Origin of the sequence: Nonomuraea sp. 10N515B (genome assembly GCF_052245915.1) — a bacterium.
Classification (GTDB): Bacteria; Actinomycetota; Actinomycetes; order Streptosporangiales; family Streptosporangiaceae; genus Nonomuraea.
In genome coordinates, this window is sequence record NZ_JBQQBQ010000024.1 from 1 (window position 1) to 21,253 (window position 21,253).

Annotated in this window: 19 protein-coding genes; 4 read left to right on the plus strand and 15 right to left on the minus strand. The window is 70.0% G+C overall.

The window, feature by feature from the left end:
- Positions 1 to 513: 513 nt before the first annotated feature.
- A complete protein-coding gene (locus ACTWQA_RS30995; RefSeq protein ID WP_443162571.1) occupies positions 514 to 957 on the minus strand; it encodes a MarR family winged helix-turn-helix transcriptional regulator in 444 nt (147 codons plus the stop codon).
- A 105-nt stretch (positions 958 to 1,062) separates the two neighbouring features.
- Here ACTWQA_RS30995 and ACTWQA_RS31000 point away from each other — a divergent pair, with 105 nt between their 5' ends.
- Both ACTWQA_RS31000 and ACTWQA_RS31005 read left to right on the plus strand, forming a co-directional pair.
- Positions 1,063 to 1,446 carry a PPOX class F420-dependent oxidoreductase gene (locus ACTWQA_RS31000; protein WP_443162572.1) on the plus strand — a complete coding sequence of 128 codons (384 nt, stop codon included), beginning with the start codon at positions 1,063 to 1,065 and terminating at the stop codon, positions 1,444 to 1,446.
- Between the two features lie 153 nt (positions 1,447 to 1,599).
- On the plus strand, positions 1,600 to 3,048 hold the full coding sequence (locus ACTWQA_RS31005) for a glycosyltransferase family 39 protein (RefSeq protein ID WP_443162573.1): 1,449 nt from the start codon (positions 1,600 to 1,602) through the stop codon (positions 3,046 to 3,048).
- A gap of 105 nt (positions 3,049 to 3,153) precedes the next feature.
- On the opposite strand, the gene tyrS is transcribed toward ACTWQA_RS31005, so the two are convergent.
- Positions 3,154 to 4,419 (minus strand): tyrosine--tRNA ligase, encoded by a 1,266-nt coding sequence (tyrS, locus tag ACTWQA_RS31010; RefSeq protein WP_305921761.1) that lies wholly within the window; start codon positions 4,417 to 4,419, stop codon positions 3,154 to 3,156.
- 91 nt (positions 4,420 to 4,510) lie between these two features.
- Between tyrS and ACTWQA_RS31015 the strand changes: the two genes are divergently transcribed.
- Complete coding sequence (locus ACTWQA_RS31015; protein ID WP_443162574.1) at positions 4,511 to 4,912, plus strand: PH domain-containing protein; 402 nt, start codon at positions 4,511 to 4,513, stop codon at positions 4,910 to 4,912.
- Here the strand turns inward: ACTWQA_RS31015 and ACTWQA_RS31020 are convergent.
- From ACTWQA_RS31020 to argC, 9 genes are all read right to left on the minus strand, one after another.
- Positions 4,852 to 5,598, minus strand: a complete 747-nt coding sequence (locus ACTWQA_RS31020; protein ID WP_443162575.1) for a DNA-3-methyladenine glycosylase — start codon at positions 5,596 to 5,598, stop codon at positions 4,852 to 4,854. The two genes, ACTWQA_RS31015 and ACTWQA_RS31020, sit on opposite strands and share 61 nt — an antisense overlap.
- Complete coding sequence (argH, locus tag ACTWQA_RS31025; protein WP_443162678.1) at positions 5,580 to 6,977, minus strand: argininosuccinate lyase; 1,398 nt, start codon at positions 6,975 to 6,977, stop codon at positions 5,580 to 5,582. The genes ACTWQA_RS31020 and argH overlap by 19 nt, the downstream gene beginning before the upstream one ends.
- Positions 6,978 to 7,109: 132 nt before the next feature.
- Entirely contained in the window at positions 7,110 to 8,309 is a 1,200-nt protein-coding gene (locus ACTWQA_RS31030) for an argininosuccinate synthase (protein WP_443162576.1), read from the minus strand.
- Positions 8,306 to 8,824: an arginine repressor gene (locus ACTWQA_RS31035; protein WP_327580790.1), complete on the minus strand. Its 519-nt coding sequence runs from the start codon at positions 8,822 to 8,824 to the stop codon at positions 8,306 to 8,308. The genes ACTWQA_RS31030 and ACTWQA_RS31035 overlap by 4 nt, the downstream gene beginning before the upstream one ends.
- Positions 8,821 to 9,741 (minus strand): ornithine carbamoyltransferase, encoded by a 921-nt coding sequence (gene argF / locus ACTWQA_RS31040; protein WP_443162577.1) that lies wholly within the window; start codon positions 9,739 to 9,741, stop codon positions 8,821 to 8,823. Before argF ends, ACTWQA_RS31035 begins: the two co-directional genes overlap by 4 nt.
- The gene (locus tag ACTWQA_RS31045; RefSeq protein WP_443162578.1) at positions 9,738 to 10,904 is read right to left on the minus strand and encodes an acetylornithine transaminase; all 1,167 of its coding nucleotides are present in this window, start codon (positions 10,902 to 10,904) and stop codon (positions 9,738 to 9,740) included. The genes argF and ACTWQA_RS31045 overlap by 4 nt, the downstream gene beginning before the upstream one ends.
- Positions 10,904 to 11,776 carry an acetylglutamate kinase gene (argB, locus tag ACTWQA_RS31050; protein WP_305921740.1) on the minus strand — a complete coding sequence of 291 codons (873 nt, stop codon included), beginning with the start codon at positions 11,774 to 11,776 and terminating at the stop codon, positions 10,904 to 10,906. Before argB ends, ACTWQA_RS31045 begins: the two co-directional genes overlap by 1 nt.
- Complete coding sequence (argJ, locus tag ACTWQA_RS31055) at positions 11,773 to 12,924, minus strand: bifunctional glutamate N-acetyltransferase/amino-acid acetyltransferase ArgJ (protein WP_443162579.1); 1,152 nt, start codon at positions 12,922 to 12,924, stop codon at positions 11,773 to 11,775. The genes argB and argJ overlap by 4 nt, the downstream gene beginning before the upstream one ends.
- A gap of 142 nt (positions 12,925 to 13,066) precedes the next feature.
- Positions 13,067 to 14,104 (minus strand): N-acetyl-gamma-glutamyl-phosphate reductase, encoded by a 1,038-nt coding sequence (argC, locus tag ACTWQA_RS31060; RefSeq protein WP_443162679.1) that lies wholly within the window; start codon positions 14,102 to 14,104, stop codon positions 13,067 to 13,069.
- Positions 14,105 to 14,227: 123 nt separating this feature from the next.
- Here argC and ACTWQA_RS31065 point away from each other — a divergent pair, with 123 nt between their 5' ends.
- Positions 14,228 to 14,788 (plus strand): hypothetical protein, encoded by a 561-nt coding sequence (locus ACTWQA_RS31065; RefSeq protein ID WP_443162580.1) that lies wholly within the window; start codon positions 14,228 to 14,230, stop codon positions 14,786 to 14,788.
- Here the strand turns inward: ACTWQA_RS31065 and ACTWQA_RS31070 are convergent.
- The 4 genes from ACTWQA_RS31070 to ACTWQA_RS31085 form a co-directional block, all read right to left on the minus strand.
- Positions 14,785 to 16,824, minus strand: a complete 2,040-nt coding sequence (locus tag ACTWQA_RS31070; protein ID WP_443162581.1) for a bifunctional aldolase/short-chain dehydrogenase — start codon at positions 16,822 to 16,824, stop codon at positions 14,785 to 14,787. The genes ACTWQA_RS31065 and ACTWQA_RS31070 overlap by 4 nt on opposite strands.
- A gap of 6 nt (positions 16,825 to 16,830) precedes the next feature.
- Positions 16,831 to 17,988, minus strand: a complete 1,158-nt coding sequence (gene rhaI / locus ACTWQA_RS31075) for an L-rhamnose isomerase (RefSeq protein WP_305921735.1) — start codon at positions 17,986 to 17,988, stop codon at positions 16,831 to 16,833.
- 11 nt (positions 17,989 to 17,999) lie between these two features.
- A complete protein-coding gene (locus tag ACTWQA_RS31080) occupies positions 18,000 to 18,317 on the minus strand; it encodes an L-rhamnose mutarotase (protein ID WP_305921734.1) in 318 nt (105 codons plus the stop codon).
- Between the two features lie 129 nt (positions 18,318 to 18,446).
- The gene (locus ACTWQA_RS31085; protein WP_443162582.1) at positions 18,447 to 21,143 is read right to left on the minus strand and encodes an exo-rhamnogalacturonan lyase family protein; all 2,697 of its coding nucleotides are present in this window, start codon (positions 21,141 to 21,143) and stop codon (positions 18,447 to 18,449) included.
- Positions 21,144 to 21,253: the final 110 nt, after the last annotated feature.

The window sequence follows — 21,253 nt, forward strand, 5'->3', positions numbered from 1 at the left end:
TCCAAACAATGATCATGTTCGGATGAATCATCCAAGCAATAACCGTCAAAAATGACGGGGTCATACATGTGTGATGCACATGCACTGGCTTTTAACACACTGTTGAGTTCTCAAGAAACGGACGCGTACATCCTCATCGACATCTTGCGATCTCGAGTTGGAGGCGACAGTTTCGTCTTCACCATCTTATCAAGCGAGAAAGTGCTGTGTCAAATCGTGAGACTTGAGAAGCGCTGCCCAACCTCTGTAGAATGGTGCGCCCCGTTTCCGGGGCAACCCTCGTAACTTACCGTTCCATCCAGAGCTTGTCGAATCAACCGATTTTCCGGTGACTGCGGCACACCCAGGAACGACTCGGGCTCGAGCACGCCGAAGCGACTCTGCCGAGTGGTTCGTCATTTCAAGGGGCTTGTCCGAGGCCCGTCCGCCTGATCGGCGTCCGGCTCACTCCCGGGGCGAAGTCAAAGATTAGGTCGCGATTCGCGACACGTCAAATCGCCAGGCACGGGCCGTTCACAGCTGCGCCGCCCCGCGCCCGATGGCCTGCTCGCATCGGGCCAGCAGCTCGCGCAACGTCGCACGCTCCCCCTCGGTGAACTCATCCGCGATGGCCCGTTCGATCATCACGGCCCTCTCGTCCGCCACTTCCACTGCCGCACGCCCGGACTCCGTGAGCCGGGTCTCGAGGACGTTGCGATGCCAGGGATGCGGCGAGCGCTCGATGAGGCCGCGTTCCTCCAGGTTCTTGAGCACGACCGTCATGGCCTGCGGCGTCACGAGGCAGGTCCGCGCCAGCGCCGCACCTGAGATTCCGGGACTGTCGGCAAGCACGAGCAGCGCCGCGTATTGAGGGACGGTCAACCCGGCCGCCCTGACGGCCAGCTGCTTGGCGGTCATGAGCGACTGCTCGGTGCGCTTGATGTCCATGCCGAGCCGTTCACCTGCGGGCATCCCCATGCCCGGACAATACAACCTCATACAATGATTCGAACCTTGATAATCATCAAAACCTTGATAAAGTCAGCTCGCTGAAGATCGGGCACTGAAGGAGAAGAGGAAGCGATGATTCCGAAGAGCCACCTGGATCTGCTGGAGCGGCCGCTGTTCGCCCACCTGGCGACGATCGAGCCGGACGGCACGCCCAACGTGAATCCGGTCTGGACGGTGTGGGACGGGGAGTACCTGCGATTCACGACCACGACGGACCGCCGCAAGCACCGAAATGTCACCCAGAACGCGCACCTGGCGATCTCGATCAACGACCCCGAGAGGCCGTACCGCTATCTGGAGATCCGGGGCGTGGTCGAGCGGGTTGAGCCGGATTCGTCGGGTGACTTCTTCGACGTGCTGGCCACGCGCTACGGCTTGGAGTACGAGCGACCGGTCGGCGATGCGGAGCGGCGCGTGGTGATCGTTATGAAGCCGACACGTACCACCAGTCAGTGACACGGAGGTGATTCGCGCCAATGAGGGGACCGGCCATCACATCTGCCATTTGACCGCTCTTACGCCGCGTATCCTGCCCCGGTGACCACTGCCGCCACTCTTGCACCCCCTGCTCGCCCCGCCCAACGTCTCCGCAGGTCAACCCCGTGGTGGATGGCATTGCTCGCGGGCGGCGCGGCCTTCTCGGGAACGGGTTCCGCCACCTTGAACGGCGACGAGCTGGCCACCATCAGCTTCGCCTCACGGTCGCTGGCGGGTATGTGGGAGCTGGCGCAGCACATCGACGGCCATTTCCTGCCGTACTACCTGTTCATGCACTTCTGGATGAAGGCCGGCACGGCAGAGCTGTGGCTGCGGTTGCCGTCGGCGATCGTGATCGGCGTGGCGGCCTGGTTCCTGACCGATCTGGGGCGGCGCCTGCACTCCGCCCGCGCCGGCGTGACCGCGGCCGCCGTCTTCGCGATCCTGCCGTCGGTGTCCTACCTCGGGGCTTTCGCCAGGTCGTACGCGTTCGCGGCCGCGGCCGTCGTGTTCTCCTTCTGGGCGCTGCACCGGGCTCTCGAGCGTCCGGAGGGCAGGCGGTGGGTGGTTTACGGGGTGGCGATCGCGCTGGTGTGCTCGACGCATCTGTTCGCTGTGCTGGCGCTGCCCGCCCACGTGGCGCTGGCCCGCCGGGCGGTGCTCGCGCCGATGCTGGGCGCGCTCGCCGCCGGCTTCGTGCCTGCCGTGGTGCTGGGACTGATCGGGTACGGCGAGCGGCACGCGATCAGCTGGATCCCGCAGCGCGGGCCTGAGGTGTGGCTGAAGTTCCCCAAGATGGCGGCCGGCACGACGGCGCTCGGTGTGTTGTTGTTCGCGATGGCGCTGGCCGGCGCGGCGCTGTTGTGGGCGGGCCGGCGTGGAGCTGGGGGCGCGGGCTCACCGGCGGACGGCGCGGGATCACCCGCGGGAGGCGCGGGCTCATCGGCGGGCGGCAGGGACAGGGCATGGGCGCTCGCGCTGGTGGGGTGGCTGATCTTGCCGCCGCTGCTGCTTCTCGCGGTGTCTCACCTGCTCACCCCGGTCTATGTGGACCGGTATCTCTTCGTGACCGCTCCGGCTCTGGCGCTGCTGGCGGGGCTGGCCGTGGCCGCCATCCCGCGCTTCCCCGTGGCCGCGGGGGTGGTGGTCGTGTTGCTCGGGGCCGGGCTGGCCTTTCCTGATCACGTGGAGATCCGGGAGGAGAACGGGCGCTTCGAGAACATCCCGTGGGCCCTTCGCGTGATCAGGGCCGAGCCGGACGATGCGATCGTGTTCGGGCAGAGCCAGGTGCGCCGGGGATTCGACTACTACGCGGACTCCCTGATGCCGGTCGATGTGCTACGGATCGGTGTCGCGCCCCACCCCGACGGGTTCGGTTATCCCGAGCGGTCCGATGTCTCCGCGGCGCTGCACAGGCGGGAACGGGTCTGGGTGGTGTGGCGGGGGACGAAGAAGTCGGGGCTGGAGGGTGACGGGATTCCTCGCGTCGGACAGGTGAAAGAGGCGGGGTTCGAACTCAGCATGGCCAAGCACTCCGGGGATCTGCCGGGCCTCACCGTGGCTCTGTTCATTCGTCGCTGAACTGCTGAGAGTTCACCGACGGACCCGACCAGCTGCGAAAACGCCTCGTACTACGCCGAAGCGGGCCTTCCGCCACTGGAAAGGCCCGCTTGGCACAAGCACCGGTCAGCCGACCTCGACGCCGCCGATTGACTTCTTGCCACGCCGCAGCACCATGAAGCGCCCGTGCAGCAGGTCGTCGGCGGCCGGCACGTAAGTCTCGTCGGTGATCTTGACGTTGTTGAGGTATGCCCCGCCCTCCTTGACCGCCCGCCGGGCCGCCGACTTCGACTCCACCAGGCCGCTGTCGGCCAGCAGGTCCACGAACGGCACCCCCAGCGCGGAGATCTCGGCCTTGGGCACCTCGGCCAGCGCGGCCGCCAGCGTCGAGGCGGGCAGGTCTTCCAGAGCACCCTGGCCGAAGAGCGCCTTGGAGGCCGCCACGACCGCGTCGAGCTCTTCCTTGCCATGCAGCAACTCGGTCAGGTCCTCGGCCAGCGTCCGCTGCGCCTCGCGGGCGAAGGGCCGCTCGGCGACGGCCTTCTCCAGGGCCTCGATCTCCTCGCGGCTCTTGAACGTGAACACCTTGAGGTAGTGGATCACGTCGCGGTCATCGGAGTTGAGGAAGTATTGGTAGAAGGCGTAGGGCGAGGTCATCTCCGGGTCGAGCCAGAGCGCGCCACCCGCCGTCTTGCCGAACTTGGTGCCGTCGGCCTTCGTGATCAGCGGCAGGGTGAGCGCGTGGACGTGCGCACCCTCGACGCGGCGGATCAGGTCGGCGCCCGCCGTGAGGTTGCCCCACTGGTCGCTGCCGCCGATCTGCAGCGTGCAGTTGTAGCGGCGGTGCAGCTCGAGGTAGTCGTTGGCCTGCAGGATCTGGTAGCTGAACTCGGTGTAGCTCAGCCCCTCACCCTGCAGGCGCGCGGAGACCGACTCCCTGGCCAGCATGCGGTTGACCGGGAAGTGCTTGCCGATGTCGCGCAGGAAGCCGATGGCGCTCAGCTCGCCGGTCCAGTCGAGGTTGCTCACCATGAGGGCGGCGTTGGGCTGGGCGTCGAAATCGAGGAACCGGCCGACCTGCCCGCGCAGGCGCTCCACCCATTCGGCGACGACCTCGGTCGCGTTCAGTGAGCGCTCGGTGTTGCGGCCGCTCGGGTCGCCGATCAGGCCGGTGGCGCCGCCGACCAGGCCGATCGGGCGGTGCCCGGCCCGCTGCAGGCGGCGCAGCGTGAGCAGCGGCACGAAGTGGCCGACGTGCAGGGAAGGCGCGGTCGGGTCGAAACCGCAATAGACCGTGATCGGTCCCTTGGCCATGGACGCACGCAGGGCGTCGAGGTCGGTGGACTGAGCGATCAGGCCTCGCCACGCGAGGTCATCGAGAATGTCGATCACGGTGCCGGCTTTCATTGAGACGTTGGACGTTGGGTGTTACAAGCGTGCCTGATCGCCTGGGTTGACCGCCACTTGGATACGCTCTGTCTCCATGTGGAGGGTCCGTCGCGAGCTGGCCGTTTTCAAGATCTTAGGGGGTCTGGTATGCGCCGGACTCGCCGTTTACTGGTGGTTGGCAGGCGATGTCCGCGGCGTGATCCTAGCCGTCCCCGCGGCCGTCCTGGTGGGGGCGATGGGGCTGCGTGACCTGATCGTTCCGGTGCGGCTGGCGGCCGACGAGAGCGGGATCACCGTGGTGCACGGGTTCGCGGGCAAGCGGCACGTGCCCTGGGAGGCGATCTGGGACATCAAGGTCGACGTCCGCAGGAGGTGGGGGCTGCGCAGCGAGATGCTGGAGATCGACACGGGTGATCACCTGCATGTCTTCAGTCCTCACGAGCTGGGCGCCTCTCCCACGGAGGTGGCGGCGGCGCTCCGGCGGCGCGGCACGTGAGCTCGGTACGGGGACACGGTCGGGTCGCCCTCGATCCAGAACCGCCACGGCACCTCCTTGGCCGTCGAGATGCCGGTGCGAGGCCCTGACCTGATCGAGGCGGGGTCGGCCGGGTCGCCTTCGAGCATCATGGCCGCTGTGTGGGGCCGGCCGGTCAGCCGGCGGGCGCCGTCCCCACCGGTCGGATCCGGCGGGCCTTCCCAGATCGCGTCGAGGCCGTTGTGCTCGCGCAGGAGGCCGAGGGCCACCGCGAGCCTTGCGGGGCCCCGGGCGAGATCCCGGTCGGGGATGGTCCTGCGGCCGGCGCTGTCCGCCGCGCGCCCGCCGTTGCGCCGCCGGCGTGCCTCGTCGAGACCCGCCACCACCTCGCCCGCCCGCAGCAGCACGGCCGAGCCGCAACCGTCGGGCAGGCAGACGAGGTTGGCGCAGAAGTGCATGCCGTAGGTGAAGTACACGTACAGGTGACCCGGCGGGCCGAACATGACGGCGTTGCGGGGCGTCCTGCCGCGGTAGGTGTGCGCCGCCGGGTCCTCGCCCGGGCCGCCGTACGCCTCGACCTCGGTCAGGCGCACGGCGACGTTGCCGTGTGCGAGGACGCGCCCGAGCAGGTCGGGCGCCACCTCGTGCGACGGCCTGTCGAAGAAGCTCCGCGGCAGCGGGGCGGAGCTCAGCTGCCCGCCGCCCATGCCGCCTGCGCGTCGACCGCTTCGCGGAGCGCGATGAGCTGGTCGCGTACGCGGTCGGGTGCCGTGCCGCCGTGCGCCTTGCGCGCGGCCAGCGCTCCGGGCACGTTGAGCACGTCGCGCACGTCGGGCGTGAGGTGCGGCGACACCTTGGCCAGCTCGTCGTCGGTGAGCTCGCCGAGGTCCTTGTCGTGCACCTGGCACCACACCACCAGGTGGCCGACGGCCTCGTGGGCCTCGCGGAACGCCACGCCGCGGCGCACCAGCAGCTCGGCCAGGTCGGTGGCGAGCGCGAACCCGTCCGGGGCGGAGGCCTCCAGGCGGGCGGTGTTGACCCGCATGGTCGCGACGAGCCCGGCCATCGCGGGCAGGACGAGCAGGAGCGTGTCGACGGAGTCGAAGACCGGCTCCTTGTCCTCCTGCAGGTCGCGGTTGTAGGTCAGCGGCAGGCCCTTGAGCGTGGTCAGCAGCGACATCAGGTTGCCGATCAGCCGCCCTGACTTGCCGCGGGCCAGCTCGGCCACGTCGGGGTTCTTCTTCTGCGGCATGATCGACGAGCCGGTGGAGTAGGCGTCGTCCATCTCGATCCAGCGGAACTCCTGCGAGGCCCACAGGACGATCTCCTCGCCCAGCCGCGACAGGTGGACCCCGATCAGGGCGGCGGCGAACAGGAACTCGGCCGCGAAGTCCCGGTCGGCGACGGCGTCCATGGAGTTGGGCGCGGCGGCCGAGAAGCCCAGCTCCTGCGCCACGGCCTGCGGATCCAGCGGAAGCGACGAGCCCGCCAGCGCGCCGGACCCGAGCGGGGAGATCGCGGCGCGCTTGTCCCAGTCGATGAGCCGGTCGATGTCGCGGGTGAAGGCGTGCACGTGCGCCAGCAGCTGGTGGCCGAACGACACCGGCTGCGCGTGCTGCAGGTGCGTCATGCCGGGCGCGGCCGTCTCGGCGTGCTCGGCGGCCTGGGTCATCAGCGCCGTTTCCAGCTCGACCAGCCGGGAGACGATCGTGCGGGCGTGGTCGCGGAGATAGAGACGCAGGTCGGTGGCGATCTGGTCGTTGCGCGAGCGGCCGGCGCGGAGCTTGCCGCCGAGCGAGCCGAGCCGCTCCAGCAGGCCGCGCTCCAGCGCGGTGTGCACGTCCTCGTCGGCGACCGTCGGCCGGAACTCGCCCGCCTTGCAGGCCCGCTCCAGGTCGTCGAGCGCGCCGATCATGCGCTCGAGCTCCTCGTCGTTCAGCAGCCCCGCTTTGTGCAGCACGCGCGCGTGCGCCCTGGACGCCGCCAGGTCGTACGGCACCAGCCGCCAGTCGAAGTGCACGCTCACCGACAGCCGGGTCAGCGCGTCGGCCGGGCCTCCTTCGAACCGCCCGCCCCACAGCCGCATCGGCTTGCCATCACTCACCGTAATCTTCTCCTCCTCTATCTGTATTCATGGTCGCGCCCGCTTCGGTGCTCGTTGGCATCGTTCCTCGCTCTCTCGCCCCGAGCTCCTGCGCTCCGGCGCGACATTAGTGCATCAGCCCTTCCTCGCGTCCCGCGCCGCGGCGATCTTCGCGGGAAGGGAGAACAGCTGGACGAAGCCCTTGGCGAGCGACTGGTCGAAGGTGTCGCCGGTGTCGTACGTGGCCAGCGAGAAATCGTACAGGGACTCCTCGGAGCGGCGGCCGGTGACGGTGGCCTTGCCGGCGTGCAGCGTCATGCGGATGTCGCCGGAGACGTGCTTCTGGGCCTCGGCGATGAGCGCGTCGAGGGCGTCCTTGAGCGGCGAGAACCACAAGCCGTCGTAGACGAGCTCGCTCCACCGCTGGTCGACGCCGCGCTTGAAGCGGGCCAGGTCACGCTCGACGGTGACGTTCTCCAGCTCCATGTGGGCGGTGATGAGCGCGATGGCGCCCGGCGCCTCGTACACCTCGCGGGACTTGATGCCGACGAGCCGGTCCTCGACCATGTCGATCCGGCCGACGCCCTGGGCGCCGGCGCGCTTGTTGAGCTCGTCGATGATCTGGTACGGCGTCAGCGGCCGCCCGTCGATCTTGACCGGGACGCCCGCCTCGAAGGTGACGACGACCTCGTCCGGCTCCTGCGGCTGGGACGGGTCGGCGGTGTAGGAGTAGACCTCTTCGGTCGGGCCGTTCCAGATGTCCTCCAGGAAGCCCGTCTCGACGGCGCGGCCCCAGAGGTTCTGGTCGATGGAGAACGGGTTCTTCTTCGACGTCTCGATGGGCAGGCCCTTGTCCTCGGCGTACTCGATGGCCTTGTCGCGGGTCCAGGCGAAGTCGCGGGCGGGCGCGACGACCTTCAGGCCGGGCGCCAGCGCGGCCAGGCCGGCCTCGAAGCGGACCTGGTCGTTGCCCTTGCCGGTGCAGCCGTGCGAGACGACGGTGCCGCCGAACTGCTGGGCCGCCGACACCAGATGCTTGGCGATGAGCGGGCGCGACAGCGACGACACCAGCGGGTAGCGGTCCATGTAGAGGGCGTTGGCCTGCAGCGCGGGCACGCAGAAGTCGGCGGCGAACTCCTCCTTGGCGTCCACCACGACCGACTCGGCGGCGCCGCAGTCGATGGCCCGCTTCTGGATCGCCTCCATGTCCTCGCCGCCCTGGCCGAGGTCCACGGCGACGCAGACGACCTCGGCGTTCATCTTCTCGGCGAGGTAGGGGATGGCGACGGAGGTGTCGAGCCCGCCGGAGTAGGCGAGGACCACGCGCTCGGTCATTTCTGCTCCAAACTACGCCGGGCGGCGACTTTCAGGAGGGCGTCGGCGACCGCCGGCCCGCCTGCCGGGTCGCGGGTGATGACGAGGATGGTGTCGTCGCCCGCCACCGTGCCGAGGATGGACTCCCAGTCGGCGTGGTCGATCGCGGAGGACATGAACTGGGCCGCCCCCGGAGGGGTTTTCACGACGACCAGGTTGGCCGAGGCCTCGGCGCTGACCAGCAGTTCCTCGGCGACGCGCTGCAGCCTCGCCGACGGGGACTCGCCGGTGCCCACCCGGGCCAGCGGGATCCGCCCGCCGCCTTCGCCGGGCAGCGCGTACACCAGCGAGCCGTCCTCCGCGCGCAGCTTGAGCGCCCCGAGCTCGTCCAGGTCGCGCGAGAGCGTGGCCTGGGTGACCTCGACGCCGCTGTCGGCGAGCAGCTTGGCCAGCTCCGGCTGGGAGCGCACGGCCTGCCGCCGCAGCAGATCGGTGATCCTCTGCTGCCTGGCCGCCTTGGTCATCGGAATGGTCATCGGTGCGTCGCCAGCCAGTGCAGCAGCGCCTTCTGCGCGTGCAGCCGGTTCTCGGCCTGGTCCCACACGACGCTGCGCGGCCCTTCGAGCACCGCGTCGGTGATCTCGTAGTCGCGGTAGGCCGGCAGGCAGTGCAGCACGATCGCGTCGGGCGCGGCGTGCTCGAGCAGCTCGCCATTGACCTGGTACGGCATGAGGTCGCGGACCCGCTGCTCCTTGCCGTCCTGGCCCATCGACACCCACGTGTCGGTGGCGATCACGTGCGTGCCCTGGACGGCGGCGACCGGGTCCGACAGCGCGACCACCGAGCCGCCCGTCTTGGCGGCAATGGCGGCGGCCTGGTCGAGGATGACCGCGTCGGGCTGGTAGCCGGCCGGGGCGGCGATGCGGATGTGCATCCCGGCCGTGGCGCCGCCGAGCAGGTAGGAGTGGGCCATGTTGTTGGCGCCGTCGCCGAGGTAGGTCAGCGTGAGGCCGGCGGTCCTGCCCAGGTGCTCCCGGACGGTCTGCAGGTCGGCGAGGATCTGGCACGGGTGGAACTCGTCGGTGAGCGCGTTGACGACCGGCACGCGGGAGTGGGCCGCCATCTCGTCGATGAGCTCCTGGCCGGTGGTCCGCCAGACGATGGCGGCGACCTGCCGGTCGAGCACCCTGGCGAGGTCGGCGGTGGGCTCGCCGCGGCCCATCAGGACCGAGACGTTGTCCACGACCAGCGGCAGGCCGCCCAGTTCGCCGATGCCGGTGTGGAAGGAGACGCGGGTGCGGGCCGACGGCTTGTCGAACAGCACCGCGACCGTCTGCGGGCCCTCGAACGGCCGGTAGCCGAACCGGTCCTTCTTCATCGCGGCGGCGAGGTCGAGGACCTCCGCCTGCTCGGCGGGCGAGAGGTCGTCGTCCTTCAGGAAATGCCTGGTCATCGTGCGGCCTCCTCCAGGATCGCGGGGAACGCGGCCACGAAGGCGTCCACCTCGTCGGCCGTCACCACCAGCGGCGGGGCGATGCGCACCGCGTCGGGCTGGAGGGCGTTCACCAGGAAGCCGGCGTTCGCGGCGGCCTTCTGGACGTCGGCCGAGCGCGGCTCGTCCAGGACCGCGGCCAGCCACAGGCCGCGGCCGCGGACGCCCTTCAGCAGCGGATGGCCGACGGCCTCCAGACCGTCCCGCAGACGTGCGGAAACGGTCTTCACGTGGTCGAGGTCCAGGGTGTCCAGCACCGCCAGGGCGGCGGCGCAGGAGACCGGGTTGCCGCCGAAGGTCGAGCCGTGGTCGCCCTTCGCGAACAGCTTGCCGACCTCGCCGAAGCCGACGCAGGCGCCGATCGGCATCCCGCCGCCCAGGCCCTTGGCCAGGGTCAGGATGTCGGGCGTGACGCCGTCGGCCTGATGGGCGAACCAGTGCCCGGTACGCCCGATCGCCGACTGGATCTCGTCGGCCACCAGCAGCGCGCCGGTCGAGTCGCAGATCTCGCGGGCGGCCTCGAAGTAGCCGGCCGGCGGGGGCACCACGCCGGCCTCGCCCTGGGTGTGCTCCAGGAAGACCGCGATGCAGTCGCCGGTCACGGCCTCCTTGAGCGCGGTGGCGTCGCCGTAGGGGACGAAGCGCACGTCGACGGGGAACGGGCCGAACTGGTCGCGGATGGACTGCTTGCCGGTCAGCGACAGGGCGCCGATGGTGCGGCCGTGGAAGCCGTTCTCAGCGGCGACGAAGTAGGAGCGGCCCTCGCGGCGGCCGTACTTGAGCGCCAGCTTGTACGCCGCCTCGTTGGCCTCGGTGCCGGAGTTGGCGAAGAAGACCCGGGCGGGGGCGTTCAGCAGGGCGATGAGCTTCTCGGCGAGCAGCACCTCGGGCTCGTGCAGGAACAGGTTGCTCGTGTGCGCGATGGTGGCGACCTGCTTCGACACGGCCTCGACCAGGGCGGGGTGCGCGTGGCCGAGCGAGCTGGTCGCGATGCCGCCGATGAAGTCGAGGTATTGCTTGCCGTCCACGTCCCACACGCGGCAGCCCTCGCCGCGCGCCAGCGCGACCGGCGGGATGCCGTAGTTGGGCATGAACACCTTCTCGAACCTCTCAAAAAGGTTCATCAGGGCATCACCATCGTTCCGATTCCCTCATTGGTGAAGATCTCTAGCAGCAGTGAATGGGGCACGCGGCCGTCGAGCACGTGGGCCTGCGGCACGCCGCCCTGCACCGCCGACAGGCAGGCCTCCATTTTGGGGACCATGCCGCTGGACAGCGTGGGCATGAGCGTTTCCAGCTCGTCGGCGGTGAGGCTGTCGATCACGTCGGTGTCGTCGGGCCAGTTGGCGTACAGGCCTTCGACGTCGGTCAGCACGATCAGCTTCTGCGCCTGGAGCGCCACGGCCAGCGCGGCGGCGGCGGTGTCGGCGTTGACGTTGTAGATCTGGCCGTCGTCTCCCCTGGCGACACTGGAGACCACGGGGATGCGGCCGTCGTCGATCAGGGCCTTGACGGCGCCGGGGTCGACCTTGATGATCTCGCCGACCTGGCCGATGTCGACCGGCTCGCCGTCCACGAGCGCGTGCTTGCGCACGGCGGTGAACAGGTGGGCGTCCTCGCCGGACATGCCGACCGCGAACGGGCCGTGCCGGTTGACCAGGCCCACGATCTCGGGGTTGACCTGGCCCGTCAGGACCATCCTGACGACCTGCATGGCCTCGGGCGTGGTGACCCGCAGGCCGGCGGTGAACGTCGACTCGATGCCGAGCTTGTCCAGCGCGCTGCTGATCTGCGGGCCGCCGCCGTGCACGACCACCGGGCGCAGGCCCACGTGGTGCAGGAAGACGACGTCCTCGGCGAAGCCCTCCTTGAGCGCCTCTTCGGTCATGGCGTTGCCGCCGTACTTGATGACGACCGTCGCGCCGTGGAAGCGGGTCAGCCAAGGCAGCGCCTCGATCAAGGCCTCGGCCTTGGTCTGGGCGGTGGAGAGCCTCATGAGCTGTACGCCGAGTTCTCGTGGACGTAGTCGGCCGTCAGGTCCGTGGTGTGCACGGTCGCCGTGTGCGGTCCGGCCGACAGGTCGATCGTGATGGTCACGTCCCGGGGGCGCATGTCCACCTTGGAGCGGTCGTCGCCGACCGCGCCGCCGCGGCAGATCCAGATGCCGTTGATCGCCACGTTGAGCCGGTCGGGCTCGAAGACGGCGTCGGTGGTGCCGATCGCGGCCAGGACGCGGCCCCAGTTGGGATCCTCCCCGTGGATGGCGCACTTGAGCAGGTTGGAGCGGGCGACGGAGCGGCCGACCTTGACCGCGTCCTGCTCGGAGTGGGCGCCGATCACCTCGATGGCGATGGCCTTGCTGGCGCCTTCGGCGTCCACCAGGAGCTGCCTGGCCAGGTCGGCGCAGACCTCGGTGACCTTCTGCTCGAACTCCGCCAGGTCAGGCTTGACCCCGGAGGCGGCGCTGGCCAGCAGGAGCACGGTGTCGTTGGTGGACATGCAGCCGTCGGTGTCGAGCCGGTCGAACGTCTTGGCGGTGGCCTGGCGGAGCACCGTGTCGAGCTCGTCGCTGGTCACGTCGGCGTCCGTGGTGATCACGCAGAGCATGGTCGCGAGGGCCGGGGCGAGCATGCCCGCGCCCTTGGCCATCCCGCCGACCATGTAGCCGTTGGCCCGCTTGAAGGAGATCTTGGAGACCGTGTCGGTGGTCCGGATGGCGTCGGCCGCAGCCAGGCCGCCGTCCCGGGACAGCTGGGTGGCGGCGATGTCGACGCCGGACAGCAGCGCCTCCATCGGCAGGCGCTCGCCGATCAGGCCGGTCGAGCAGACCGCGACCTCGCCCGCCGAGTCCTCGAGCGCCGCCGCGACCTTCTCGGCGGTGGCGTGCGTGTCCTGGAAGCCCTCCGGGCCGGTGCAGGCGTTGGCGCCGCCGGAGTTGAGCACCACGGCTCGCAGCCGGCCGCCCGCCAGGACCTGCTGCGACCACAACACGGGGGCGGCCTTCACGCGGTTGGCGGTGAAGACGCCGGCGGCGGCGCGGCTGGGCCCGTCGTTGACGACGAGGGCCAGGTCGCGGGCGCCGGCGGATTTGATCCCGGCGGCGACACCTGCGGCTCTGAAACCTAGTGGCGCTGTAACGCTCACACTTCCTCCTTCGTCAGCCGCACCGTTGCGCGCCTGCGAGTAAACGTGGAGTCCCAGGACATGGTGCTGAGCTCGGCCCTCCAGGCACCGGCCGCGAACCGCGAACCGCCCGGCCGGGGGCCTTTGGCCGCCACGGCGGAGGTCACGGTGCGACTCCTGTCAGGGGGAGGCCGAGTTCTTCCGGCAGGCCGAGGGCGAGGTTGACGCTTTGGATGGCGCCTCCGGCCGTGCCCTTGGTGAGGTTGTCGATGGCGATGACGGCGACCACGCGGCCCGCGCGCTCGTCGAGCGTCACCTGGAGGGCGGCGGTGTTGGCGCCGTAGGTCATGGCGGTGGCCGGCCAGACCCCTTCGGGCAGGAGCCGGACGAACGGCTCGTCCTTCAGCGCCACCTCGTACGCCGCCCTGAGCGACTCTTGGGTGAGGCCGGGCGCGGCGGGGGCGGTGCAGGTGGCGAGGATGCCGCGGCTCATCGGGGCGAGCGTCGGGGTGAACGACACCCGGACCGGTGTGCCGGCGACGGCCGACAGGCCCTGCTCCATCTCGGGGGTGTGCCGGTGCACGCCGCCCACGCCGTAAGCGCTGACCGAGCCCATGACCTCGCTGCCCAGGAGATTGGGCTTGAGCGACTTGCCGGCGCCGCTGGTGCCGCTCGCGGCCACCACGACCACGTCCGGCCCGGCCAGCCCGGCGGCGAACGCCGGGAACAGGGCCAGCAGGACCGAGGTCGGATAGCAGCCGGGGACCGCGATCCGGGTGGCCCCGCGCAGGGCGTCGCGCTGTCCCGGCAGCTCGGGCAGCCCGTAGGGCCAGGTGCCCGCGTGCTCGCCGCCGTAGAACTCCTGCCAGGCGGCCGGGTCGGCGAGCCGGTGGTCGGCGCCGCAGTCCACCACGACCGTGTCCGCTCCGAGCTGGGCGGCGACGGCGGCCGAATGGCCGTGGGGCAGCGCCAGGAACACGACGTCGTGGCCGGCGAGCACGCCGGCCGTGGTGTCCTCGATGATCCGGTCGGCCAGCTGCGGCAGGTGGGGCTGGTGGGCGCCCAGGCGGCTGCCCGCGCTGGAGGCCGCGGTGAGCGCGCCGATCTCAAGCTCGGGATGGCCGAGCAGGAGCCGCAGCAGCTCGCCCCCCGCATAGCCGCTGGCTCCGGCGATCGCCGCCCTCATCCCATCCTCCTGCATATTCATGCATAACTGCTCATGACCTTGCTTGTGAAGATGATGCACTTCTCAGGATGGATGTGCAAGCCGGCCGTCCCAGCAGGCTGCAGGTGAAACCCAAGTCGCAGGCAGAATGATGAGCCTATGAGCGATTTCTTGCCCGATGTGCAGTTCGTCACACCTGCGGGGCGGGACCCCGGGCGCGTGGGGAAGGTCATCCTCGTGCTGCTCTGGCTCGTGGTGTGCCTGATGCCGATGGTGTTCGTCGTACGGGATCTGGAGCTCGCGACGGGCCGGATCGGCACACCGGGCACGCTGCAGGTGATCTCGTGCGAGGACCTGGGCGAGGGACGCTACGACTGCAAGGGGTTGTTCAGCCCGGATGTGGTGCCGGACTCGGGCACGTCGGGCTCTGTGGGCGCTCCCATGCCGGTGGACGCCTCGCCGGACTCCTCGGCCGGGGACGTCAAGCGCGCGCAGCTCACCCCTGAAGGGGATCGGGCCGTTCCCGCCGGGACGATGGGCGTGCTCGCCGCTCTGACGTTGCCGGCGGTCGGATTCGGCGGACTGGGCTTCCTGCCGTACGTGATCATGTACTGGGCGGGCGCACGCAGGGGACGGCGGGCCGCCGTGATCGGAGGCTGGCTGATCACGGCGGCCGGCGTCGCGGGGATGCTGGTCGGGCTCGTCGCCTCCTACGCCTAGCGCAGGAAGGCGGCGGCCACGCCGGCGTCCACCGGGATGTGCAGGCCCGTGGTGTGGGTCAGGTCGCCGCCGGTGAGGGCGAAGACGGCCGCGGCCACGTGCTCGGGCAGCACCTCGCGCTTGAGCAGGGTGCGCTGCGCGTAGAACTCGCCGAGATTCTCCTCCTCGACCCCGTAGACCTTCGCGCGGTTGGCGCCCCAGCCGGAGGCGAAGATGCCGGAGCCGCGGACCACGCCGTCGGGGTTGATGCCGTTGACGCGCACGCCGTGGGCGCCCAGCTCGGCCGCGAGCAGCCGGACCTGGTGGGCCTGGTCGGCCTTGGCGGCGCCGTAGGCGACGTTGTTCGGGCCGGCGAAGACGGCGTTCTTGGACGAGATGTAGATGATGTCGCCGCCCATGGCCTGGTCGATCATCACCCGGGCGCTCTCGCGGGAGACCAGGAACGAGCCGCGCGCCATGACGTCGTGCTGCAGGTCCCAGTCCGCGAGGGTGGTCTCCAGCAGCGCGCGCGAGAGCGACAGGCCGGCGTTGTTGACGATCAGGTCCACGCCGCCGAAGGCCAGCACGCCGGCGCGTACCGCGGCGACGACCTGCTCCTCGGAGGTGACGTCCACGCCGGCGGCCACGGCCACGTCGGACACCCGGTACGCGCTCGCGCCGATCTCCTCGGCCACCTTCTCGGCGGCGGCCAGGTCGCGGTCGGCGATCACGACGCAGGCGCCCTCGGCGGCCAGGCGGCGGGCGGTGGCCGCGCCGATGCCCGAGCCGCCGCCGGTGACCAGCGCCACGCGCGTGGCCAGCGGCTTGGGCTTGGGCATGCGGCGGAGCTTGGCCTCCTCCAGCTCCCAGTACTCGATGCGGAACTTCTCCGACTCGGGGATGGGCGCGTAGGTGGAGACGGACTCGGCGCCGCGCATGACGTTGATGGCGTTGACGTAGAACTCGCCGGCCACCCGGGCGGTCTGCTTGTCCTTGCCGAAGGAGAACATCCCGACGCCCGGCACCAGCACGATCGCCGGGTCCGCGCCGCGCATCGGCGGCGAGTCCGGGGTGGCGTGCCGGTCGTAGTAGGCGGTGTAGTCCTCGCGGTAGGCGGCGTGCAGCTCACGCAGCCGCTCGACGGCCTGCTCCAGCGGCGCGTCCGGCGGCAGGTCGAGCACCAGCGGGGCGACCTTCGTGCGCAGGAAGTGGTCGGGGCAGGACGTGCCCAGCGCGGCCAGCCTCGGGTGCTCGGCGCGGGAGACGAAGTCCAGCACCTCGGGCGTGTCGGTGTAGTGGCCGACCGTGCGCACGTCGATGGAGGCCAGGCCGCGGATGACCGGGAACAGCGCGGCCGCGCGGGCGTGCCGCTCGGCCTCCGGCAGCGTGTCGTAGACGACCGAGCCAAAGGGATCGGGCCGGCCGTGCTCGGCCAGGTACGCCTCCGCGGTGCGGATGATCTCCAGCGAGCGGGACTCGCACTCCTCGGACGTGGCGCCCCAGGCGGTGATGCCGTGGCCACCGAGGACGCAGCCGATCGCCTGCGGGTTGGCGTCCTTGATCGCGGCGATGTCCAGGCCGAGCTGGAAGCCGGGACGCCGCCACGGCACCCACACCACCCGGTCGCCGAAGACGCGCCTGGTCAGCTCCTCGCCGTCGGCGGCGGTCGCGATGGCGATGCCCGCGTCGGGGTGCAGGTGGTCGACGTGGCCCGCCTCGACCAGGCCGTGCATGGCCGTGTCGATCGACGGGGCCGCCCCGCCCTTGCCGTGCAGGCAGTAGTCGAACGCGGCGACCATCTCGTCCTCGCGCTCGACGCCCGGGTAGACGCCCTTGAGCGCGCGCAGCCGGTCCAGGCGCAGCACCGCCAGGCCGGACTCCTTGAGCGTGCCCAGGTCGCCGCCGGAGCCCTTGACCCAGAGCAGCTCGACGTCCTCGCCGGTCACCGGGTCGGACTCACTGCCCTTGGCCGAGGTGTTGCCGCCGGCGAAGTTGGTGTTGCGCGGGTCGGCTCCCAGGCGGTGCGAGCGTTCCAGCAGTTCGTTGATGACATCCATGGTGCTTCAGGCCCCCCAGCCGGCCTGCTGTCCGCCGACACGCTCGGCGGCGATTTTCTCGAAATATCCGGACTTGGCGTACGCGGCCATCGGGTCGGGCGCGAGGCCCATCTCCTCCCGCAGCTCGGCGAGCAGCGGCCGCACGTCGGTGTTGTAGGCGTCCATGAACACGGCGTTCGAGCCCAGCACGTCGCCCTCGTTCTGCGCCGCGGCCAAAGCCTCGCGGTCGACCAGCAGGGCCTTGGCGGTGGCCTCCTGGACGTTCATGACCGAGCGGATCTGGCCGGGGATCTTCGGCTCGATGTTGTGGCACTGGTCGAGCATGAAGGCCACGTTGAGCTCAGGGTCGAAGCCACCGCCGCCCACCACCTCGAACATGATGCGGAAAAGCTGGAACGGGTCCGCCGCCCCCACCATCAGGTCGTCGTCGGCGTAGAAGCGGGAGTTGAAGTCGAAGCCGCCGAGCTTGCCCTCGCGCAGCAGGAACGCCACGATGAACTCGATGTTGGTGCCCGGCGCGTGGTGCCCGGTGTCCACGACCACCTGCGCCTTGGGGCCGAGCTTGACGCAGTGCGCGTACGCGGTGCCCCAGTCCGGCACGTCGGTGGCGTAGAAGGCGGGCTCGAACAGCTTGTACTCCAGCAGGAACCGCTGGCCCTCACCCAGGCGCTCGTACACCTCGGCCAGGGACTCGGCCAGCCGGTCCTGGCGGGCGCGGATGTCGTCCTGACCCGGGTAGTTGATGCCGTCGGAGAACCACAGCTTGAGGGTGTCGGAGCCGGTGGCGTCCATGATGTCCACGCACTCGAGCAGGTGGTCGGTGGCCTTGCGGCGCACCCGCGGGTCCGGGTTGGTGACGCTGCCGAGCTTGTAGTCGTCGTCCTGGAAGACGTTGGAGTTGATCGCGCCGATGCCGACGCCCAGGTCCTTGGCATGCCGGGCCAGGTCGGCGTAGTCGTCCACCTTGTCCCACGGGATGTGCAGGGCGACCGTGGGCGCCACCCCCGTGTAGGCGTGCACCTGGGCGGCGTCGGCGAGCTTCTCGTACGGGTCGCGCGGCACGCCCTGCTGGGCGAACACCTTGAACCTCGTGCCGCTGTTGCCGTACGCCCAGGACGGCGTCTCGATGTGCTGCGCCCGTAGCGCGGCCTTGATGTCAGTCATGAACTCCCCGATCAATCCAGGTGGAACACTTCGGTCAGCGGCGCCATGCCCTCGTCGGGGCGACCGTCGAGGTCCTCGAAGAAGGGCGCCATCTCGGCCTGCCAGCGGGCGTTGACGTCCGTCTCGGCCATGGCCTTCTTGGCGGCCTCGAAGTCCTCGGTCTCCAGGTAGCCCACGAGCAGGCCGTCGTCCCTGAGGAAGAGCGAATAGTTGTGCCAGCCGGTGCGCGACAGCGCTTCTCGCATGTCCGGCCAGACGTTCTGGTGGCGTTCGCGGTACTCCGCCAGCCGCTCTGGGCGGACTTTCAGCAGGAAGCAGACGCGTTGCACTGGCACTCCCTTCAAAACGTTTTAATCCTCCGTGCAGGAAACTACGATCCCTGGTGCTCGCTGTCAATGCGTCCCCGGCCCCCGGCTTGACCAGGAGGTCAGCCGGGGGTGGTGACACGTTTTAATCGGTCATTTGGGGAGCTTGTCGCCCACGAGGGCCAGGTTCTGGATGGCGGCCAGGCCGTACAGGGCGGTGGTGTTGGTGGAGACCCAGGCCGCCTCGTCGGTCGGGTTGAGCGTGGTGGCGACCTTCTCGGACTTCCACGGCAGGGTCGGGGCGTACCCGTCGCCGGTGCGGAACTCCGTCCAGGCGCGGGTGGCGAGGTCGTCGCGCTTCAGCCGGACCGCCGCGTACGCCGTGAGCCTGGAGTGCCCCTGCTTGAGAATGAGGTTGCCGAAGTGGGCCCCGGTCTCGGCCGCCTGCTCGGCCCTGGTGGCGTTGAACAGCCGGCAATACTGGAGCCACGCCTTCTCGAAGTCCGGCATGTCCACCAGGTCGATCAGCTCGGCGCAGATCTCGACCTGCCCGAACATGGCCGACAGATGAGACACCGCCACCTTCTTCGCGGCAGGCGCGAACTCACCGGTGTTGATGTTGTAGAGCCCCTCCCCCGTGACGAACCCGTTGGGCATCGCGGCGATGGTCCGCATCGTGGCCTTGAGCTTCTTCTCGGCGATCGGGTCGCCGCCGCGCTCCCATTCGGTGAGCCAGGCGGCGGCCAGGCCGCTCCAGTCGGTGCCCAGGCCGATGGCCAGCGCCTCCGGGTTCGGCGTGTACGGCGCCGTGCGGATCTTCCGCAGCGGGTCGAGCGCCATGAACGTCTTGTCGGAGTCCACCAGCGACCGCATCAGGTCCCCGGTGCGCTCGTCGGCGGTCAGGAAGTAGAAGATGCGCCGGTAGACGGCCGTCGAGATGCGTTGCTGCTTGGCGCTGCACCCCCAGTGCTGGACGTTGTGCCGGGTCCCGAGCCCGGCCCACGGGCCCAGGTGGTAGACGTCCACCTCGCCGGTGTGCCGGGTCATCGCCTCGGCGAAGCGGAAGACGTCGGCCCGGCCCGAGCGCAGGTAGGCGTACCAGAGCCACAGGTCCGGCGAGAGCTCGGAGTTGTCCCAGGCGTAGCCTCCGATGTCGTAGCGCCACACGCGACGGTCCTCGTCGAACGTGTGCATGATGTCGCCGTAGTCCCAGAAGCCGTACCAGTGGCGCTGCTCGACCTGCTTCTTGTAGTAGTCGAAGAGGAAGTCGAGCCGGTCCTCGATGGTCTTCTTCTCCGGGGTGGACCGGTCGACCGGGGTGAACAGGCCGCCGAACACCTTGGCGGCGGCCAGGTGCTCGGGCGGGGCGATGATCAGCGGCGGCGTGCGCACCGCGTCGGCCATCGCGCCGAGCCGCGCCGCGTCGGGGGTGGCGGCCACGGCCCAGAAGGTCAGCTCGGTCGTCCGCGCGATGCCGAGCGGCGTGCCGAACCCGGGCTCGTAGTCCTCGTAGGTGATGTTGAGGCCTTCGATCTGCTCGGGGAAGGTGTCCTGGCCGAGGCCGTCGTGGTAGAAGCGGGTGTCCATCGGCCCGGCCTCCGGCGACCACATCCAGACCGTGACCTCGGCCTCCTCGGAGGCGGCGCCGCGGATGTCGAGCTGGCTGGGGTGGCGCTGCCAGAAGTCGCGCATGCCGAACGCGAGACCGCCGCCCACGCCGCCCACGTAGCCGAAGCCCGAGGCCCGCTTGCCCTGGTCGACGGCGACCCAGCCGTACCCCTTCTTGGTGCGCTTCTTCAGCGTGAAGCCCTCGGAGGACAGCTGGGAGAGGGTGTAGTCGCCCCAGTCCGGGATGAGGTGGACGCGGCTGCTCACCCGGGTGTCCCAGGTGGCGATGTCCGGCAGCTTCTGGCCGGCCACCTGCGCCTTGCGGACGGCCAGGCCCGGGTCGCGGCGCAGGCCCGTGATGCCCTTGACCGCCTCGGCAAGCTGGCCGTGCCCGTCGCCGACGAAGCGGACGTGCCGGTTGTAGGCCTCGTCCCGCATCGGGACGCGGAAGCGCACGCCGAGGCCGGCGATGAAGTCGTCCTGGCCGTCGCGGTCGAACACGAACGTGTGCGTCATGCGCACGCTCTCCGCGCCGGCGTAGAAGTACAGCCGGACCGTGAACGGCAGCCAGGACTTGCCCTTCTTGGAGGTGTGGCGGCCCTCGATCCTGATCACGGCGCGCACCGGGCCGGACTGCTCGACCTCGACCTTGGCGATGTCGCTGAGGTAGGAGTCCACTTCGCTGGTGCGGTCGTCGCCGTCGTCGATCTTGCCCTGCCTGAGGCTGACCAGCTGCCCCTTGCGGGCGATCTCGGTCTCGCCGCGCCAGATCTGGGAGATCAGCTCGCTGCCGCCCTTGCGGACGCGGACCCGGATCACGCCCGTGTCCACATCCACGTACTGCTTCTCGTCCTTGACCGTGACCGGCTTGGCCGGGGCGGCCGCGGTGCCGGGGCGCAGCGTGTACGTCTCGGCGACGGGGGTGCCGGGGCCCGCGGCGTGGGCCGTCCACTTGAGCGAGCCGTCCGGCCAGTACCCGAGTGGCCACGTCTGCACCGGCACGGCCGCGCCGTCGGCGGCGGTGAGCGCGAACTGCTGCTCCTTGGGCACCGCACCCTTCGGCCAGGGGACGCCCCAGGTCGTGCCGGGGGCCTCGGCGGGCTTGCCCTCCAGCCAGCGCAGGCTGACGTCGGGGATGTCCAGGGCGGCCAGGGCGGGCGACTCCAGCATCGAGGCCAGCGGGACGGCCGCTCCGGCGACGGCCATTCCCTTTAACGCATCACGTCGCGAGATTTCGGACATTGGGGGTGCACCTCCGTAGGGGAAGGGGGGATCGATGGGATGACACGCCTCCCGGGGAAGCGCTTTCCCAACGGTTGTGGAAGCCGGGCCCCGGCAGGCGAGGCCCGGAT